This is a genomic window from Nguyenibacter vanlangensis (assembly GCF_038719015.1).
In the GTDB taxonomy this organism is placed as follows: domain Bacteria; phylum Pseudomonadota; class Alphaproteobacteria; order Acetobacterales; family Acetobacteraceae; genus Gluconacetobacter; species Gluconacetobacter vanlangensis.
Genome location: NZ_CP152276.1, coordinates 4,142,427 through 4,157,843 on the forward strand (window position 1 = coordinate 4,142,427; position 15,417 = coordinate 4,157,843).

Sequence of the window (15,417 nt, forward strand, 5' to 3'; positions counted from 1 at the left end):
CGATGTTATACGGGGCGACATGCCGCATGCCTGGATCGGGCTTCGGCCGGCCAAAAGACTGAAAAAGATCGAAACAAAAAACGATCGTTTCGGAAACGATCGCCTCGGTATGATGCCCTTCCGGACGGTGCCCGGCGCCCCCCGTCCGGTTCGTTTGTAGATGGATCCGAATGACCCGCACCTTGTTCGGGACGGCGCTGCTGCTGTCCGTTTCCAGCCTTACCCTGTCCCACGCCTATGCCCAGGCGGCGCAGCCAGTTGTCCAGGCGGCGCAGCCATCTGTCCAAACGGCGCAGCCAGGTGTCCAAGCGGTGCAGCCGGTCGTTCGGTCGGCGCAGCCGGGGGGCCAGCCGGCTGCGCGACCGATGACGGTCGGGGGATATGCCAACCGCGTGCCGGCGCGGGTCGTGACGCCGGCGCAGCCCGCCGCTTCGTCCGGACAGGGCGGCTTCTTTCCGGCCAGCTATGACGACTGGATCCGCGGCAGCACCATGACGGGCGACTGGGGTGGCGCGCGCACCAACCTGGAAAATCACGGCGTGCATCTTCAGGGCCATTACCTGGAAGACGCGGCGGGCAACCCGGTGGGCGGCAAATATGCGGGCGTGCGCTACGCGCATGAATTCGGCATCGGCGCCGATATCGACCTGGCCAGGCTGATCCATCACGACCTGGGCATCTTCCATATCCTGATCACCGAGCGCGCGGGCCTCAGCCTGGCGAACGGGCCTCTGGGCGGCGCGGTCGATTCGGTGCAGCAGATCTTCGGTTCGGGCGAGACGGTGCGCCTGACGCGCCTGTCGCTGGAAAAGCACTTCAATCCCTATGTCTGGATGGAAGCGGGCTGGATCAACACCGAAAATGACTTCGGCCAGTCGACCCAGCATTGGGGCATGTCGCTGTACTGCCAGTTCCAGACCAACGCGATCTGCGGCATGCCGCAGGGCATCGCGATGAACAGCGGCTACGGCTTCTATCCCACGGCCCATCCGGGTGCGTGGATCAAGCTGTTTCCCGCCGGGAACGACCATTACCTAGTCTCGGCCGGGATCTATAACGTCGACAATACGATCGTGAACACCCATAACGGCTTCAAGCTGGGCCTGGGGGATTCGACCGGCACCTACCTGCCCTTCCAGTTGGGCTGGCATCACGGCAACGATTACCACGGCGAATACGAAGGCAACATCAAGGTCGGCGGCTACTGGGACACGTCCGAAGTGGCGATCGTGACCACCAAGATCGGCGGCTATCAGCCCAAGAACGTCGATCTGCTGGACCTGCCCACCGACCAGGTCCGCGGCCGCTTCGGCGGCTGGGTGGAAGCCGACCAGATGATCCAGCGCGACGGTCCGGGCAGCAGCCGCGGCACCGTGCTGTTCGGCTCGTTCGTCTGGGGTGATCCCCGGACCGCGCTGACGCCCTATTTCGCGACCTGGGGCCTGGTTCGCAAGGGCACGTTCGCCGACCGGCCGAACGATACGATCAGCTTCGGCGGCAAGATCGCGGTGCTGAACCCGAAACTGGCCGAATATGCCGAGACGCTGCAGCAGCAGGGGCAGAAGGCGCTCCGCCCGTCCAACGAGCCGGGCATCGAGCTGAATTACGGCTGGCGTCCGACGCCGTGGGCCACGCTGCGCCCCGGCCTGCAATATGTCTGGCATCCGGGCGGAACCAACCGCTATGCCAACGCGCTGATCATCGACATGGAAACCGGCCTGACCTTCTGACGGGCGGGTCCGGGGCCGCTGCCGGCCCCGGTTGACGGCGGATCCGGTTGACGGCGGGCCCGGCGGCAGGGAACATGCCGGCATGTCACGTCTGGATCATACATGCCCCTTTCTTGCGGTCCGCATCGCGGTGCTGACCGTCTCGGACACCCGCGTGCCGGAAACCGATACGTCCGGCACCATCCTGGCCGAGCGGATCGTCGCCGCCGGCCATCATCTGGCCGACCGCGCCATCGTGCCCGACGACGTGGACCGCATCGCCGCGCGCCTGGCCGCCTGGGTGGCCGATCCGGCGGTCGATGTCGTCATCTCGACCGGCGGTACCGGGGTGACCGGCCGCGACGTGACGCCCGAGGCCTTCGCCCGCGTGGTCGAGAAGCCGATCGAGGGGTTCGGCGAATTGTTCCGCATGCTGTCGTACCAGAAGATCGGCACCTCGACGATCCAGTCGCGCGCGACGGCCGGGGTCGCCAACGGGACCTATCTGTTCGCGCTGCCCGGCTCGTCCGGCGCGGTCAAGGACGGCTGGGACGACATCCTGGTCTGGCAGTTGGACAGCCGCCACCGTCCCTGCAATTTCGTGGAATTGATGCCCCGCCTGCGCGAACACCTGCCGCCCTCGCACGATTGAGGCGGTCATTCGCGCCATTCACTTCCGCGCCATTCACTTCATGGAGGGACGATGCGATGCGCGACAGAAAGCTGCTGATCCTGGCCGGCGATTATGTCGAGGATTACGAAATCATGGTGCCGTTCCAGGCACTGTCGATGCTGGGCTTTGCCGTCGACGCGGTCTGCCCCGGCAAGCGGGCCGGGGACTATGTCCTGACCGCGATCCATGATTTCGAAGGCGCGCAGACCTACAGCGAAAAGCCCGGCCATCGCTTTGTCCTGACGGCGGATTTCGACCGCGTCAATGCCGCCGATTATGCCGGGCTGGTCATTCCGGGCGGTCGCGCGCCGGAATATCTGCGTCTCGATCCGCAGGTCATCGCCCTGGTCCGCGCCTTCGTCGACCGGCCCATCGCCGCCATCTGCCATGGAGGGCAATTGCTGGCCGCGGCCCGGATCATCGAGGGGCGTACCGTCTCGGCCTATCCGGCCTGCCGTCCGGACATCGAACTGGCGGGCGCCATCTATGCCGACATCGCCGTCGACCAGGCCGTCACCGACGGCATGCTTGTCACGGCGCCGGCCTGGCCGGCCCATCCGCGCTGGCTGGCGCAGTTCATCGCCGCGCTGGGGGTGCGCATTTCCCTGTAACGTCGCCGGCCCGGCTTCGGCGCGGGCGTGTCATTGGGGCGGGTGACATTGGCAGGGGCGGACAGGTGTGCATCATTACGCACCTGGGCGCCGCGCCTGTCGTGCGGCGATCGCCCGTTGACAAGGGAGAATTCCGTCTTGCGCACCACCCGTCACCTGCTGGCCCGTGCGGCCCTGGCCGTCACTGTGGCGACCGGCACCGCCGCGGCCGTCCTGCCGCAGACCGCCGCCTTCGCCGCGGCGCCGCCGGCGCCCAATGCGCCGCTGAAGCTGAAATCCCTGGTCGTCACCGGCAACAAGCAGGTCACGACGGACGAGATCCTGGCCGCGATTCCCTTCCACCAGGGCGACACCGTCACGCGCAACCAGATCGACGCCGCCGTGCAGGACGTGATGGGCGTGTACCAGAAGAAGAATGTCGGCCTGAAATTCGGCGAGAAGCTGAAATTCGCCGGCAACGCGGTCAATATCCAGTGGATCATCGAGGAACAGGCCCCGCAGGCCCCCGCCGCGCCCGCGGCGCTGGTGGTCGACAAGATCGTCTTCGAGGGCAACAAGAAGATTTCCAGCGACGATCTGGCGGCGGCGATTCCGCTGCATGCCGGCTCGCCGATCGACCAGGCATCGATGGCGGCCGCGCAGACGGCGGTGCAGAAACTGTACCAGAAGCGCGACATCACCGCGTCGATCCAGGCCGTGCCCACCCAGCCGCAGGGCGACAACCATGTGATCCTGACGTTCCAGATCTCGGAAAAGTCGGGCGACTGACCCCGGCGGGCGCCCCTCGCGGGCGCCCATTGCCGGCCGCAGGGTAATTACAGCAGAGTAATTACATGTGGGAATCGGCGACCGACGGGCGGTTCAGCATCGCCATCAATTCGCGCCGCGTGTCCGAATTGGTGCGAAACACCCCCAGCATGCGGCTGGTCACCATCGACACGCCCGGGCGGTGTACGCCGCGCGTGGTCATGCATTGATGGCCGGCTTCCAGGATCACCGCGACGCCGTGCGGCTGCAGCACGTCGTTGATCGTGTTGGCGATCTGCGCGGTCAGCCGCTCCTGGATCTGCAGCCGGCGCGCATAGGCCTCGACCACCCGTGCCAGTTTCGAGATCCCGACCACCCGCTTGTTCGGTAGATAGGCCACATGGGCCACGCCGATGATCGGCACCATATGGTGTTCGCAATGACTCTCGAAGCGGATGTCGCGCAGCAGCACGATCTCGTCGTAATCATCGACTTCGGCGAAGGTGCGCGACAGAATCGCGGTCGGATCGACGCCGTACCCCTCGAAGAATTCCTCATAGGACCGCACGACGCGGCCGGGCGTGTCCAGCAGCCCCTCGCGCGACGGGTCCTCGCCGGCCCAGCGCAGCAGGGTACGGATCGCGTCTTCCGCCTCCTCGCGTGAGGGGCGGGGCAGGGAAGCCGGATCGGTCATGGTCATGGAAGGTGTCTTGCCAACGTGTCTTGTTCAGGGGGCGGCGGCTTCAGGCGGCGGTGCGGCCGGTGTCGCCCGGACCGGTCGCCGGGGTCAATGCCCGATCGAGGACCGGATCAGACGCCCGGATCAATGGATAATGGCGCGGTAATAGGGACAATCCAGGCTGAAAGGCGGGATCTCGACGTCGAACTGCCGGTGGGTCAGGGGATGGATCATGTGGAACAGCCCCCGCATGAAGCCGGTCGGCGTCTGCAATGCCGCGCCCGAGGTATATTCGAAAGCCTGGCTGGGTTCCAGGGTCGGCTGCTCGCCTACCACCCCGTCGCCATGGACATGTTCGATCCGCCCCGCCGCGTCCGTGATCTCCCATGTCCGCCGCAAGAGCTGGACCAGTTCGCTGCCGTGATTTTCGATCCGGATGCGATAGGCCCAGGTAAAGCGATGCTCCTCGGGATGGGATTGGTCGTCCAGCCAGAAGGTCCGGACGATGACGCGGATCGTGCCCGTGGTCGCCTCATAGCAGGGGGCGTGTTCCATGGCCTCGGCCAGGGCGGCATCCGGGTCGGGGTTCATCCCGGGCGGCGGCGGTCTGTCTTGGGCCATGGCGCGTGTTCCTGCCTGCCTTATCGTGCGCGGACCGCCGCCAGGCCGCGGTCCAGGTCGTCCTTCAGATCCATAATATCTTCCAGCCCGACGGAAAAGCGGATCACGCCGTCGGTGATGCCCAGCCGCGCGCGTTCCTCGGCGGTGATCTTCATGTGGGTGGTGGTCGCCGGATGGGTGACCATCGAACGGGCATCGCCCAGATTGTTCGAAATGGCGATCAGCCGCAGCGCGTTCATGAAGGCGAACGCCGCCGCCTTGCCGCCCGAGACCTCGAACGCCACCAGGGTCGAGCCGCCGCTCATCTGCCGGCGGGCCAGTTCATGCTGCGGGTGATCGGGCCGTCCGGGATAGAACACGCGCGCAATTCCCTCGGCCCCGGCCAGGTGATCGGCGACGGCGGCCGCGTTGCCGGTCATCGCCCCGACGCGCAGGGCCAGCGTCTCCAGCCCCTTCAGCATGACCCAGGCATTGAACGGTGACAATGCGTTGCCGGTATTGCGCGTAAAGGGCTGCAGCGTGTTGGCGATCCAGTCCTTGCGGCCCAGCACGGCCCCGCCCAGCACGCGGCCCTGGCCGTCAATATGCTTGGTACAGGAATAAACGACGACGTCCGCCCCCAGTTCCAGCGGCTTCTGCAGCAGCGGCGTGGCGAAGACATTGTCCACCACGACCAGCGCCCCGGCCCGGTGCGCCAGTTCGGCGATCGCGCTTATGTCCAGGATGTCCAGCATCGGGTTCGACGGGCTTTCCAGCAGCACCGCCGCCGTCGGCCGGGACAGCGCGGCCTGCCAGGCCTCCAGGTCGCCCCCGTCGACGAACGCCGTCTCCACGCCATAGCGCGGCAGCAGGTTGGCGACGATCCAGTGGCACGACCCGAACAGGGCGCGCGACGCCACCACCCGGTCGCCGGCCTTGACGTGCGACAGCAGGGCCGACGATACGGCGCCCATTCCCGTCGACGTCGCGATGCAGGCCTCGGCGCCTTCCAGGTCGGCCAGGCGGCTTTCCAGCGCCGCGACCGTGGGATTGCCGAAGCGGCTATACTGGTAATGCGTCACGTCGCCGAGAAAGGTCGCCTCGGCCTGCTCGGCATCGTCGTAGACGAAGCCCGACGTCAGGAACATCGCCTCGCTCGTCTCGCCGAACGGCGTGCGCTCCAGCCCGGCATGCAGCAGGCGGGTCGCGGGGCGATAGGCAGGGGTGGTCGAATCGTTGCTCATCATGAGCTCCCGGGAACAGAATCGTCAGAAGGGCCGGGGCAGGGGGCGTCCGGTATCGAACCGATCCGGCCGTCCCGCGTCCCGACGCGGCAATCCGACCGTGGAAACCATGACGCCCGCGGATTCTGGCGGAGTCAGGCCTCTTTAGCGCGTCTTTTTAACCTCGCCGCAAGCCGGCCGATCCAAATCACGAGGGCCCGCCGGACCGCGGTCCGCCAGACGTCTGGGTTATTGCGGATCGGGACAGGGCTCGTCAACCGTGCCGGCGGGCATGGGTCCGCCGGGTGGATTGCATGCGCGGCGGCGCTGGGTTATACGGACCGCAGCGCCGCGGGTGTAGTTCAATGGTAGAACGGCAGCTTCCCAAGCTGCATACGAGGGTTCGATTCCCTTCACCCGCTCCATAGCATCTTCTGTGGATGTCCCACCGAGTTCAACAAAAGCTTGAAATCGTGGGAAAATGATTCGGTCGGATTCCGCCGGCCTCCAGGGAGAGCGCCCTGCAGCGCCGCGATTTAAGGCCCTCGTCGCACTGCCGGTGAAAGGACGCCGCTCGATCCGGTTTCACGGTCGTTGCGGCACCTGACTGTTGTCCTTGCGATCGTTCGGGCGACGTCCGGTCCGATGGCAGAATGGTCACGCGGGGGCGATCAGCCTCAATGTCGGGAAATATGTACGGTAGCGCGCCACATCGCGGGTCAGCAATTCTTATCCGGCGATGGCGGCGTGGGCCCCGATGAAGAGGTCCGGCAAGGGGGATCGTTTCGCACCGCCACGCCGTTTATAGGCGAGGAAGGACTTGCCCGCGAGAAAAGCCGCTTCGTAGGGAGGGTCCTCCCGGTCGAACAGGGTCCGGGGAAGGGCAGCCTCGAGGTCTTCGATACGGGAATAGCGGATCGAGACCTCGGCATAGACGATCGGGGGCATAGACGATCGGGTTGATGACCGGACGCGAGCGGTCGGCGGCGCGCGCGACGGCGTCGGCCGACCATTCAAACCACCGATCGTCTTCCGTCATGATGTCGAGCAGGACATTGGCATCGACCAGGACCGATGTCATTCAGTCGCGCCGGGTCAGAGCCATGATGGCGTCGGTGCTCATGGACACGTCACCCCGGCCGCGCAGATGCGCGACAAGCCTCGCGCCGCGTGTGTCGCCGTGGCGAGGCGTGGCGCGTATCAGGCGTACGCCCTCGCCGTCGAACTCGAAATCGACGTCGGTATGCGGCAATAGCCCAGCTTTCTCGCGAATTTCGGCCGGAATGGTGACCTGTCCCTTGGAGGTAATGCGCATGACCGGATCTCCATACTCTTACTGAAGTAAGAAATCCGCCTCTCTTGCGCAAGGACTGCCTTGAGTCGGGGGCATGGTGGCGCAGTAGCGCGGTGCACGCGCCAGGCGGTGCGCGATGACGCGCGGTCAGTGCTGCGCGTGCGGGTGCGTCTTCTGGAATTGCTCGATCGATTGGCGCAAATCGTCCGTCCCGGCCGCCCGCATCGTGTCGCGATAGGCCGTGCCGCCCCATACCCACCGGTCGGTCCCGTTGATGATCAGGTCGTGCATGCCGCCATGCGTCCGGCGCGACAGTGAAACCGGGCCGCTGACCGAATCCAGCACCTTGACCCAATCCTGCTGCCCCTTGCGCAGATAGACCGACGTCGAACAGCCCGCCGACCCGCACAGGGCGGCCGATTGCAACTGCACGAACAGCGCGACCTCGCCCGCCCGGGTCGAAAGTGGGGCCGAGCCCACCAGTACCACGGGCGTGTCGCCCCGCTTCGCCGCCGCGTTCAGGTCGGATGCGCTGAGGCTGCGCGCGGTCCGGTCCAGCACGCTGCCCGGCTGCTGGGTCAGCGAGACCGGGCCGCCCGTCATGGCCTGGCGATGCGTCACATGGCCGGACGCGGCCGCGCTGCCCGATGCAAGCAACAGCGGCGCCAGCAGCAGCATCGCCGCAGGGAACGCGGGCAGGATCGCAAGGGTGTGACGGGGCGGGCGGTTCATGCGACAAGGTTCCGTCGGTTCGCGTCGGCCGGCCGACGGGCCGCCGGCCGGGATCGGCCGGGGGCGGCCAAGGTCAGATTACCCCGGATTGGCTGCCGGGCGGCAGACCACTAAAATTATTGTCTTATCCGGTGTCCACCGTGAATCCGACATCCGGCGGATTTCGGAATCCCGATTCGGAATTCCGATTTGGGGCGCCGGGCGGATCGGAGCGGAGTTGCGACACATGAACCAGGCTGAACGGACGCGGCCGGGCCTCTATCGGCATTACAAGGGCGGGCTGTACACGCTGATCTGCGTCGGCCGCCATTCCGAGACCGAGGAATGGCTCGTCACCTATCGCAGCGAGGCGCGCGGCGATTACTGGGTCCGGCCGCTGGCCATGTGGGTCGAGGACGTGGACGGCCTGCCGCGCTTCCAGCCGATCGATACGCCGGACCAGTCATAGCGTCCTGCCCGGCCACGCCGTCGTTCTTTCAGGCTGTTGCCTTTTGGAAACGGCCGCAGCACCATCGCCGCATGGTCCGATCCGTCTTCGTCTCCCGTCTTGCCGTCTTTTGTCTCGCCGCCGGCCTGACCGTCTTGCCGGCCGTCCCCCCGGCGGCGGGCGCGGCCGAGCCGCCCGATCCCGCCGCCGCGGCCTTCACGCGTCTTCGCCAGGATCCGGCCCGGCTGGACGCGGTGCTGCGCGCCCTGCCCAAGGGGGCGGACCTGCACAACCATCTGGCCGGCGCCGTCTATGCCGAGAACATGTTGGACTGGGCCGCACGGGACGGGCTGTGCGTCGCCCCCGCCCAGGGGCGGATCCTGGCGGACAAATGCGCCCCCGGGCCCGAATCGGGCCGGGTGCCCGCTGCCGACCTGGCGGCGCATCCCGACCTGCGGGCCGACATGATCGACGCCCTGTCGATGCGCGATTACGTACCTACGCCGGCCGACCGGTCCGGCCATGACCATTTCTTCGCGACCTTCGCCCGGTTCGGGCCCGCGCAGGCGGCGCATGACGGCGACATGCTGGCCGAAGCCGTCGCCCGCGCCGCCGAGGACCATGTCCTGTATCTGGAACTGATGATCTCGCCGCAGCTTGGCCCGGTCGCCGATCTGGGATCGCGTTTCGTGCTGCAGGGGGACGGTTTCGCCGATGCCGACCGGGCCATCGCGCCCGCCCTGCCGGCCCTGGTCGCCGCCGCCCGGCATCAGGCCGATGCGATGGAATCGCGCATGCGGGCCGTCCTGCAATGCGGCACGCAGGCGGCGCATCCCGGCTGCGGGGTTACGGTCCGCTATCTGTACCAGACCATCCGCACCATGCCGCCCGCCATGGTCTTTCCGCAGCTCGATTTCGGCTATGCCCTGGTCAAGGCCGATCCGCGTTTCGTCGGCATCAATATCGTGGCGCCGGAAGACGACGCGGTGGCGATGCGCGATTACGGCCTGCATATGCGCATGTTCGGCTGGCTGGCCCGTCGCGACCCGCAGGTGCGCCTGTCGCTGCATGCCGGCGAACTGGCGCCGGGGCTGGTCCCGCCCGAAGGGCTGCGCTTTCATATCCGCCAGGCGGTCGAAATCGCCGGCGCCCGCCGCATCGGCCATGGCGTGGACATTCTGCACGAGGACGACCCCGACGGGCTGATGGCCGAGATGGCCCGCCGTCGCGTCATGGTGGAAATCAACCTGACCAGCAATGACGTCATTCTCGGTGTCGCGGGGGCCGCGCACCCGTTCAACGCCTATCGCGCCGCCGGCGTGCCCGTCGCCCTGTCGACGGATGACGAGGGCGTGTCGCGCATCGACCTGACCCACGAATACGCGCGCGCGGCCGCGACCTATCAGCTCGATTACGCGGCGCTGCGCGACCTGTCGCGCAGCGGCCTGGAATACGCGTTCCTGCCCGGCGACAGCCTGTGGGCGCGGACCCGTCCCTTCCGCATGGTGGCGGCCTGTGCCGCCACGCCGTCCGGTCCCGTCCCTGCGGGCGGCGCCTGCCATGATTTCCTGGCGCACAGTCAGAAGGCCCGCCTGCAATGGACATTGGAGGCACGGCTGCATGCATTCGAGACCGGCATGATCCGCCAGGCCGCGCTGATGGACGGCCATGCGCAATCCGCCGGGCAATGATTCCCTAGTGGCCTGCCCGAGAAACTCTTGTGAGAATTTCTCGGACCAGCAGGCTACTAAAGTATTGATTCTAGTGTCTTTCGATTCCAAAATTCGCTTGCGAATTTCGGAATCAGGACAGTTGGGCAATGAAAAGAAACGCATGACGATGCCATTACGCTTCCCGCGCCTATCCCTCTCGCGTCGCCTGTCCGGCGCGGTCGCCGGCCTTGCCCTTGCCTGGGGCTTGGCGGCCTCGGCGCCGGCGTACGCCGCGCAGATTCCCGTCCGCGTCGTGGTCGTCACGACGTTCGAGATCGGCAAGGATACCGGCGACATGCCGGGCGAATTCCAGACCTGGGTGGAAAAGCTGCCGCTGAAGCAGGTCCTGCCGGCGCCGGGCACCTGGCATGGGGTCATGCGCTACAACCCCGGCCTGCAGGTCCTGGGCATCGCCAGCGGCGAGGGGCCGGAACACATGGCTTCGGCGATCACCGCGCTGGTGCTCGATCCGCGCTTCGACCTGCGCCATGCCTATTTCGTGCTGGCGGGGATCGCGGGGATCGATCCGAATTTCGGCCCGGTCGGCGCGGCGGTCTGGGCGCCGCGCGTCATCAATGGCGGCCTGGCCCACGCGATCGACGCGCGGGAAATCCCGCCGGACTGGCCGGACGGCTATACGCCGGTCCAGGGCAGCACGCCCGACGAGCGGCCCGTGCCGCCGCTGCATTCGCTGTCGGGCGACATGGCCTATACGTTCAATCCTGCCCTGGTGCGCTGGGCCTATGACCTGACGCGGCAGGTGGCGCTGCCGGACACGCCGGCGCTGCAGGCGATCCGCGCGCGCTACGCGGGTTATCCCCGGGCGCAGAAGCCGCCCGCCGTGCTGCTGGGCGACACCCTGTCCAGCGAGACGTTCTGGGTGGGCGCGCGGATGAATCGCTGGGCCGAGCGCTGGGTGGCATATTGGACCGCCGGACAGGGCGTATTCGCCACCACGGCCGAAGAGGATGTGGGCTTCATGCAGGCCCTGACCCTGCAGGCCCAGGCCGGGCGGGTGGATCCGGATCGCGTGCTGGTGCTGCGCACCGCCAGCAATTTCGACATGCCGCCGCCCGGCCAGACCGCCGCCGCTCTGCTGAAATCCGAAGCGAGCGAGGGCGGCTATTCCGGCTATCTACCGTCGATCGACGCGGCCTATCGGGTCGGCAGCGTGGTGGTGCGCGAACTGGCCCTGCATTGGGACCGCTACGGCGCGCGCACGCCCGGAACGCCGGTCAAATAGGACAGGCCGGGACTAGAGTCGTATCCGTTCACACTGGTTCACGGATACGGCTCTAGATCATTGTTTTGGCGAGCATCTTTATCCGATCAGATGATTCCATCTGATCGGATGATGCTCTAAACACCTAGCGGGGCCAGCTTGCCACGATCCGCGCGGCTAGCTGGTCCAGCACCGCTTCCGTCAGGCGGGCCGTATCGTCATCGGTCGCCGCCGATCCGTCGCGCGTGACGAAGGCGCGCTGATGCAGGATCGGCGCCCGCGGATCGTGCGGAATGATCGACCAGTCCGCATCCAGCGACGCCGTCCCGTCGCGGGTGACGTCCAGGCGGCTGACATTCACCGCCAGCCGCCAGGCCGCGGGCAGCACCTGCGGCTGGTCAGTCACGAACAGGTCGCTGCGTGCCTGGCCCAGCCGGGCGGTGATCAGGTCGGTCGCTCCCAGCGACAGCCGGCTGGCCCAGCGCCCCCGGTCGCTGCGCAGGATCCGGTTGCCCGTGCGCACCACCAGGTCCTGCCCGTCCAGATAGTCCGGCAGCACGACCCGATCCACCGTGACCGTCCTGGCGGCGGGGCCGACGGGGCCCGCCGGCTGGGCGCCCGCCGCGATGGCCGGGGCGCCCAGCGTATAGAAGCGCACCGGCGGCGACGCGCAGCCCGCCGGCAGCAGCCCCGCCAACGCCAGCCCAACCAGCGCGGCCAGGAAAGCGGGCGGCCATGAAGCCGCGCGGCGGCACTCTCGGATCGTCATGGGCGGCGTCCCAACAGCAGAAGTTGCGGGTTGCGTTCGACGTCGCCGGCAAAGCCGCGCAGCGCGGCGGCGGCGGCCGAGAGGTCGCGCAGGGTGGAATCCAGATTGGCCCGTTCGGCCGAGCGGGGCGAGGTCAAGTCCTGCAGGCCGGCCAGGCTCTGGCGCGCCTGCAGTACCGTCTGGTTGACGTTGTTCAGCACGGCATGCATGTCGGCGCCGCGCGCCTCCAGTTGCTGGGTGCCGGCGCCGGCCAGCGTGTCGATCGCCTTCAGCGTGGTGTCCAGCCGCAATTGCAGATCCACGATCGCCTGGGTCGCGGCATCGACGGCGGCGCGCGAATGGTCCGAGGTCTGGCGCACGCTGGCGACTAGCGGCGGCAGGTCGTGGTCCAGCCGTTCGGCCAGTTCCCGGATGTTCTGCATGGCGCCCCGGGCGTCGGTCGCCAGTTCCGTCAGCGGCAGTTCGGTCAGGGTTTTCTGTATTTTCTGGATTGCCGACTGGCGCATGGGGATTTCGGTCATCGTCGCGATGTCGGGGTGCAGCACCGCCGGCGCGGTGGGATCGAAATCCAGGTCGATCTCGGACTGTCCGGTCACGAAGCTCTGCAGGTTCAGCGACGCGCGCAGCCCCAGGCGGATCAGGTCCTGCAGGGTCAGCCGCACAGCGTGCCGTCCCTGGCCCGCCAGGCTGACACGGTCGGGCCGCAATTCGACCGTCACGGGGATATAGGCCGCATGCGTCCTGGCGTCGAAGGTGATGCCTATCCCGTCCACCGCGCCCACGCGCACGCCGCGAAACGTGACCGGCGCGCCGAGCGAGAGGCCCGACGTCGATCCCTGGAAGATCACCACCGCGCGCGTCGTCCGGGAGAAAAGCGAGATGTTGCCGAAGAAGATCAGCGCCGCCAGGCCCAGCGCCAACCCTCCGATCACGAATGCGCCAACCGCTGTCTGTCTGTTCGCCATGGGTCACTCGTGCCTTTCGGCTGGGGTTTCGGGGCGGGCACGGTGCATGAAAGCGAAAACCTGCGGGTCGTCGCAATGATCGCGCAGCCAGGACGGCGACCCGTGCGCGATCGGTCTGTGGCTCTGCGCGTCCAGGAAGAGCCCGTCGTCGGCGATCGCGAACAGGCTGGGCAGTTCGTGGCTGACGATCACGATCGTCGCCCCCAGCCCGTCGCGCAGATTGACGATCAGCTCGTCCAATCGCGCCGAGGTGATCGGATCCAGCCCCGCCGAGGGCTCGTCGAAGAACAGGATGTCGGGGTCCAGCGCCATGGCACGCGCCAGGCCCGCGCGCTTCTTCATCCCGCCGCTGAGTTCGGCGGGATACTGGTCGATGGCGGACAGCATGCCGACCAGTCCCAGCTTCAGTTCGACCAGCCGCCGGATGGCGGCGGCATCCAGTTGGGTGAACATCTGCATCGGCAGGGCCACGTTTTCGCCGACCGTCAGCGAACTCCACAGCGCAGCGCTCTGGAACAGCACGCCGAAGCGGCGGTTGACCGACACGCGGTGCGCGTCGTCGGCGCTCCAATAATCCTCGTCCCCTACCAGGTAGCGGCCCGTCCGGGGGCGCAGCAGCCCGATCATGCTTTTCAGGACCGTGCTCTTGCCGCAGCCCGAGCCGCCCATGACGGCGAAGATGCTGCCCCGGCGCACCGTGAAGGAGACATCCTGCTGGATGACCTTCGATCCGAAGGCCAGGGTCACGCCGTCCAGCGCCATCAGGATCTCGCGGCTGTCATCAGCCGAAGGGGCGTTGGTCGAGGGGGCGCTGGCCGGAGGGGTATCGGCCGGAGGGACGTCGGTCATGCGTCAGATCCCGATCGTGGTGGCGATCACGGCGAAGATCGCGTCCACGGCAATGACGCCGACGATCCCCACCACCACCGCCCGGGTGGCCGCCACGCCGACGTCGGCGGCGCTGCGGCCGGCGCGCAGGCCGATCCGGCAACTGGTCAGTCCGATCAGGATGGCGAAGGCGATGCTCTTGGCGAACCCGAATTCGAACTGGTTCAGCGCCACGGCATTCAGCGTCTGATGCAGATAGCCCGGGCCCGTCACGGCCAGCATGCTGATCGAGACGGCAAAACCGCCCAGCATGCCGATCAGGCAGCCATACAGGTACAGAAACGGCATGGTCGCCACCAGGCCCAGGATCGAGGGCAGGATCAGATAGCTCGATACCGGAATGCCGAACACGGTCAGGGCGTCGATTTCCTCGTTGCCCTGCATGGTCGCGATCCGCGCGGCATAGGCCCCGCCGGTCCGGCCGGCCATGATGATCGCCGTCATCACGGCCGACATCTCGCGCACCATGGCGATCCCGACCAGGCTGGCGACATAGATGTCGGCGGCGAATCTGCGCAACTGCACCGCGCCGACGAAAGCCAGGATCGCGCCGACCAGGAAATTCACCACGCTGACGATCAGCAGCGCGGACGGCCCCGCGTCGCGGATATTGTCCATCAGGTCCGTCATGCGCATGCGGCCGCGCCCCGCGAGGGCCGCCAGGCCGCCGCGCGCCGCCTCGACGCCGAGTTCGGTCATCGTCCCGATTTCGGTCAGCCCGTCGAGCGTGCGCCCCCCCAGCGCGGTGACGGGCGCGAAGGCACGACGGTGCGGCGCGGCCGGGGCGGGGGCGGATTCGGGCAGCAGATCCAGCAATTTCCGCGCCGAGTCCGGCAGCGTGTCGGCCTGTATCGCCAGGTGGTCCCGCGCGGCAAGCTGCTTGACCTGCCACAGGAACCCGACCAGCGCGGTATCCCACCGGCCCAGCGCGGCGGTGTCGAAATGGATGGGCCGGTCCGGCAGGGCCTGCCGCAGCCCGTCGGACGGCAGCGCCGGAACCCGTCCCTGCTGCGCGATCCATGCGCCGGACAGGACGATCACATTGGCGTCGTCATCGGTGCGCAACTGCCAGGCGGGCCGGTCGTGATCGCTGTCCAAGACCTCTCTCCCCGCGCGGCGGCTGCGTCCCGAGACCATCTTCGTCGGATGGCGGCGCCGCGGCAAGG

The 15,417-nt window shown here is 67.4% G+C and carries 17 protein-coding genes, 1 tRNA gene and 1 riboswitch; of the genes, 8 read left to right on the forward strand and 10 right to left on the reverse strand.

Annotated features, from left to right (window positions below; translation table 11 throughout):
- The first annotated feature begins 170 nt into the window (after nucleotides 1–170).
- From AAC691_RS19340 to AAC691_RS19355, 4 genes are all read left to right on the forward strand, one after another.
- On the forward strand, nucleotides 171–1,730 hold the full coding sequence (locus AAC691_RS19340) for a carbohydrate porin (protein WP_342628134.1): 1,560 nt from the start codon (nucleotides 171–173) through the stop codon (nucleotides 1,728–1,730).
- An 82-nt stretch (nucleotides 1,731–1,812) separates the two neighbouring features.
- Nucleotides 1,813–2,361 carry a molybdenum cofactor biosynthesis protein B gene (gene moaB / locus AAC691_RS19345; RefSeq protein WP_342628135.1) on the forward strand — a complete coding sequence of 183 codons (549 nt, stop codon included), beginning with the start codon at nucleotides 1,813–1,815 and terminating at the stop codon, nucleotides 2,359–2,361.
- A 56-nt stretch (nucleotides 2,362–2,417) separates the two neighbouring features.
- Nucleotides 2,418–2,993 carry a DJ-1/PfpI family protein gene (locus AAC691_RS19350; protein ID WP_342628136.1) on the forward strand — a complete coding sequence of 192 codons (576 nt, stop codon included), beginning with the start codon at nucleotides 2,418–2,420 and terminating at the stop codon, nucleotides 2,991–2,993.
- Nucleotides 2,994–3,131: 138 nt separating this feature from the next.
- Nucleotides 3,132–3,761, forward strand: coding sequence for a POTRA domain-containing protein (locus AAC691_RS19355; protein WP_342628137.1), 630 nt, complete (start codon nucleotides 3,132–3,134; stop codon nucleotides 3,759–3,761).
- A 61-nt stretch (nucleotides 3,762–3,822) separates the two neighbouring features.
- On the opposite strand, the gene folE is transcribed toward AAC691_RS19355, so the two are convergent.
- The 3 genes from folE to metZ form a co-directional block, all read right to left on the reverse strand.
- Entirely contained in the window at nucleotides 3,823–4,440 is a 618-nt protein-coding gene (gene folE / locus AAC691_RS19360; protein WP_323990197.1) for a GTP cyclohydrolase I FolE, read from the reverse strand.
- Between the two features lie 123 nt (nucleotides 4,441–4,563).
- A complete protein-coding gene (apaG, locus tag AAC691_RS19365) occupies nucleotides 4,564–5,040 on the reverse strand; it encodes a Co2+/Mg2+ efflux protein ApaG (RefSeq protein ID WP_176640216.1) in 477 nt (158 codons plus the stop codon).
- Between the two features lie 20 nt (nucleotides 5,041–5,060).
- A complete protein-coding gene (gene metZ / locus AAC691_RS19370) occupies nucleotides 5,061–6,263 on the reverse strand; it encodes an O-succinylhomoserine sulfhydrylase (RefSeq protein WP_342630278.1) in 1,203 nt (400 codons plus the stop codon).
- Nucleotides 6,264–6,386: 123 nt separating this feature from the next.
- A riboswitch (SAM riboswitch) is annotated at nucleotides 6,387–6,467 on the reverse strand.
- 126 nt (nucleotides 6,468–6,593) lie between these two features.
- On the opposite strand from metZ, the gene AAC691_RS19375 reads away from it, so the two are divergent.
- Nucleotides 6,594–6,667 (forward strand) — tRNA-Gly (locus tag AAC691_RS19375).
- A 304-nt stretch (nucleotides 6,668–6,971) separates the two neighbouring features.
- On the opposite strand, the gene AAC691_RS19380 is transcribed toward AAC691_RS19375, so the two are convergent.
- The 3 genes from AAC691_RS19380 to AAC691_RS19390 all read right to left on the reverse strand — a co-directional run bounded on the left by AAC691_RS19380 (nucleotide 6,972) and on the right by AAC691_RS19390 (nucleotide 8,268).
- Complete coding sequence (locus AAC691_RS19380) at nucleotides 6,972–7,190, reverse strand: hypothetical protein (protein ID WP_342628138.1); 219 nt, start codon at nucleotides 7,188–7,190, stop codon at nucleotides 6,972–6,974.
- 133 nt (nucleotides 7,191–7,323) lie between these two features.
- Entirely contained in the window at nucleotides 7,324–7,557 is a 234-nt protein-coding gene (locus tag AAC691_RS19385) for an AbrB/MazE/SpoVT family DNA-binding domain-containing protein (protein ID WP_342628139.1), read from the reverse strand.
- A 126-nt stretch (nucleotides 7,558–7,683) separates the two neighbouring features.
- Nucleotides 7,684–8,268, reverse strand: a complete 585-nt coding sequence (locus AAC691_RS19390; RefSeq protein WP_342628140.1) for a hypothetical protein — start codon at nucleotides 8,266–8,268, stop codon at nucleotides 7,684–7,686.
- Nucleotides 8,269–8,494: 226 nt separating this feature from the next.
- Between AAC691_RS19390 and AAC691_RS19395 the strand changes: the two genes are divergently transcribed.
- The 3 genes from AAC691_RS19395 (at nucleotide 8,495) to AAC691_RS19405 (ending at nucleotide 11,650) form a co-directional block, all read left to right on the forward strand.
- Nucleotides 8,495–8,716, forward strand: a complete 222-nt coding sequence (locus AAC691_RS19395) for a DUF1653 domain-containing protein (RefSeq protein WP_176641908.1) — start codon at nucleotides 8,495–8,497, stop codon at nucleotides 8,714–8,716.
- Nucleotides 8,717–8,787: 71 nt separating this feature from the next.
- Nucleotides 8,788–10,386 (forward strand): adenosine deaminase, encoded by a 1,599-nt coding sequence (locus AAC691_RS19400; RefSeq protein ID WP_342628141.1) that lies wholly within the window; start codon nucleotides 8,788–8,790, stop codon nucleotides 10,384–10,386.
- Between the two features lie 148 nt (nucleotides 10,387–10,534).
- Nucleotides 10,535–11,650 carry a purine nucleoside permease gene (locus AAC691_RS19405; protein ID WP_176640722.1) on the forward strand — a complete coding sequence of 372 codons (1,116 nt, stop codon included), beginning with the start codon at nucleotides 10,535–10,537 and terminating at the stop codon, nucleotides 11,648–11,650.
- A gap of 124 nt (nucleotides 11,651–11,774) precedes the next feature.
- On the opposite strand, the gene AAC691_RS19410 is transcribed toward AAC691_RS19405, so the two are convergent.
- The 4 genes from AAC691_RS19410 to AAC691_RS19425 form a co-directional block, all read right to left on the reverse strand.
- On the reverse strand, nucleotides 11,775–12,398 hold the full coding sequence (locus AAC691_RS19410) for a PqiC family protein (protein WP_342628142.1): 624 nt from the start codon (nucleotides 12,396–12,398) through the stop codon (nucleotides 11,775–11,777).
- Complete coding sequence (locus AAC691_RS19415; RefSeq protein WP_342628143.1) at nucleotides 12,395–13,363, reverse strand: MlaD family protein; 969 nt, start codon at nucleotides 13,361–13,363, stop codon at nucleotides 12,395–12,397. Before AAC691_RS19415 ends, AAC691_RS19410 begins: the two co-directional genes overlap by 4 nt.
- Before the next feature lie 3 nt (nucleotides 13,364–13,366).
- Nucleotides 13,367–14,125 (reverse strand): ATP-binding cassette domain-containing protein, encoded by a 759-nt coding sequence (locus tag AAC691_RS19420; RefSeq protein WP_342630279.1) that lies wholly within the window; start codon nucleotides 14,123–14,125, stop codon nucleotides 13,367–13,369.
- Nucleotides 14,126–14,215: 90 nt separating this feature from the next.
- The gene (locus AAC691_RS19425) at nucleotides 14,216–15,388 is read right to left on the reverse strand and encodes an ABC transporter permease (RefSeq protein WP_342630280.1); all 1,173 of its coding nucleotides are present in this window, start codon (nucleotides 15,386–15,388) and stop codon (nucleotides 14,216–14,218) included.
- Nucleotides 15,389–15,417 lie beyond the last annotated feature (29 nt).

What these genes read in the sequence shown, in the direction of transcription:
- AAC691_RS19340 (WP_342628134.1), top strand. Translation starts at nt 171, where the DNA reads ATGACCCGCACCTTGTTCGGGACGGCGCTGCTGCTGTCCGTTTCCAGC.
- moaB (WP_342628135.1), top strand. Translation starts at nt 1,813, where the DNA reads ATGTCACGTCTGGATCATACATGCCCCTTTCTTGCGGTCCGCATCGCG.
- AAC691_RS19350 (WP_342628136.1), top strand. Translation starts at nt 2,418, where the DNA reads ATGCGCGACAGAAAGCTGCTGATCCTGGCCGGCGATTATGTCGAGGAT.
- folE (WP_323990197.1), bottom strand. Translation starts at nt 4,440, where the DNA reads ATGACCATGACCGATCCGGCTTCCCTGCCCCGCCCCTCACGCGAGGAG.
- apaG (WP_176640216.1), bottom strand. Translation starts at nt 5,040, where the DNA reads ATGGCCCAAGACAGACCGCCGCCGCCCGGGATGAACCCCGACCCGGAT.
- metZ (WP_342630278.1), bottom strand. Translation starts at nt 6,263, where the DNA reads ATGAGCAACGATTCGACCACCCCTGCCTATCGCCCCGCGACCCGCCTG.
- AAC691_RS19380 (WP_342628138.1), bottom strand. Translation starts at nt 7,190, where the DNA reads ATGCCCCCGATCGTCTATGCCGAGGTCTCGATCCGCTATTCCCGTATC.
- AAC691_RS19385 (WP_342628139.1), bottom strand. Translation starts at nt 7,557, where the DNA reads ATGCGCATTACCTCCAAGGGACAGGTCACCATTCCGGCCGAAATTCGC.
- AAC691_RS19390 (WP_342628140.1), bottom strand. Translation starts at nt 8,268, where the DNA reads ATGAACCGCCCGCCCCGTCACACCCTTGCGATCCTGCCCGCGTTCCCT.
- AAC691_RS19395 (WP_176641908.1), top strand. Translation starts at nt 8,495, where the DNA reads ATGAACCAGGCTGAACGGACGCGGCCGGGCCTCTATCGGCATTACAAG.
- AAC691_RS19400 (WP_342628141.1), top strand. Translation starts at nt 8,788, where the DNA reads ATGGTCCGATCCGTCTTCGTCTCCCGTCTTGCCGTCTTTTGTCTCGCC.
- AAC691_RS19405 (WP_176640722.1), top strand. Translation starts at nt 10,535, where the DNA reads ATGCCATTACGCTTCCCGCGCCTATCCCTCTCGCGTCGCCTGTCCGGC.
- AAC691_RS19410 (WP_342628142.1), bottom strand. Translation starts at nt 12,398, where the DNA reads ATGACGATCCGAGAGTGCCGCCGCGCGGCTTCATGGCCGCCCGCTTTC.
- AAC691_RS19415 (WP_342628143.1), bottom strand. Translation starts at nt 13,363, where the DNA reads ATGGCGAACAGACAGACAGCGGTTGGCGCATTCGTGATCGGAGGGTTG.
- AAC691_RS19420 (WP_342630279.1), bottom strand. Translation starts at nt 14,125, where the DNA reads ATGGCGCTGGACGGCGTGACCCTGGCCTTCGGATCGAAGGTCATCCAG.
- AAC691_RS19425 (WP_342630280.1), bottom strand. Translation starts at nt 15,388, where the DNA reads ATGGTCTCGGGACGCAGCCGCCGCGCGGGGAGAGAGGTCTTGGACAGC.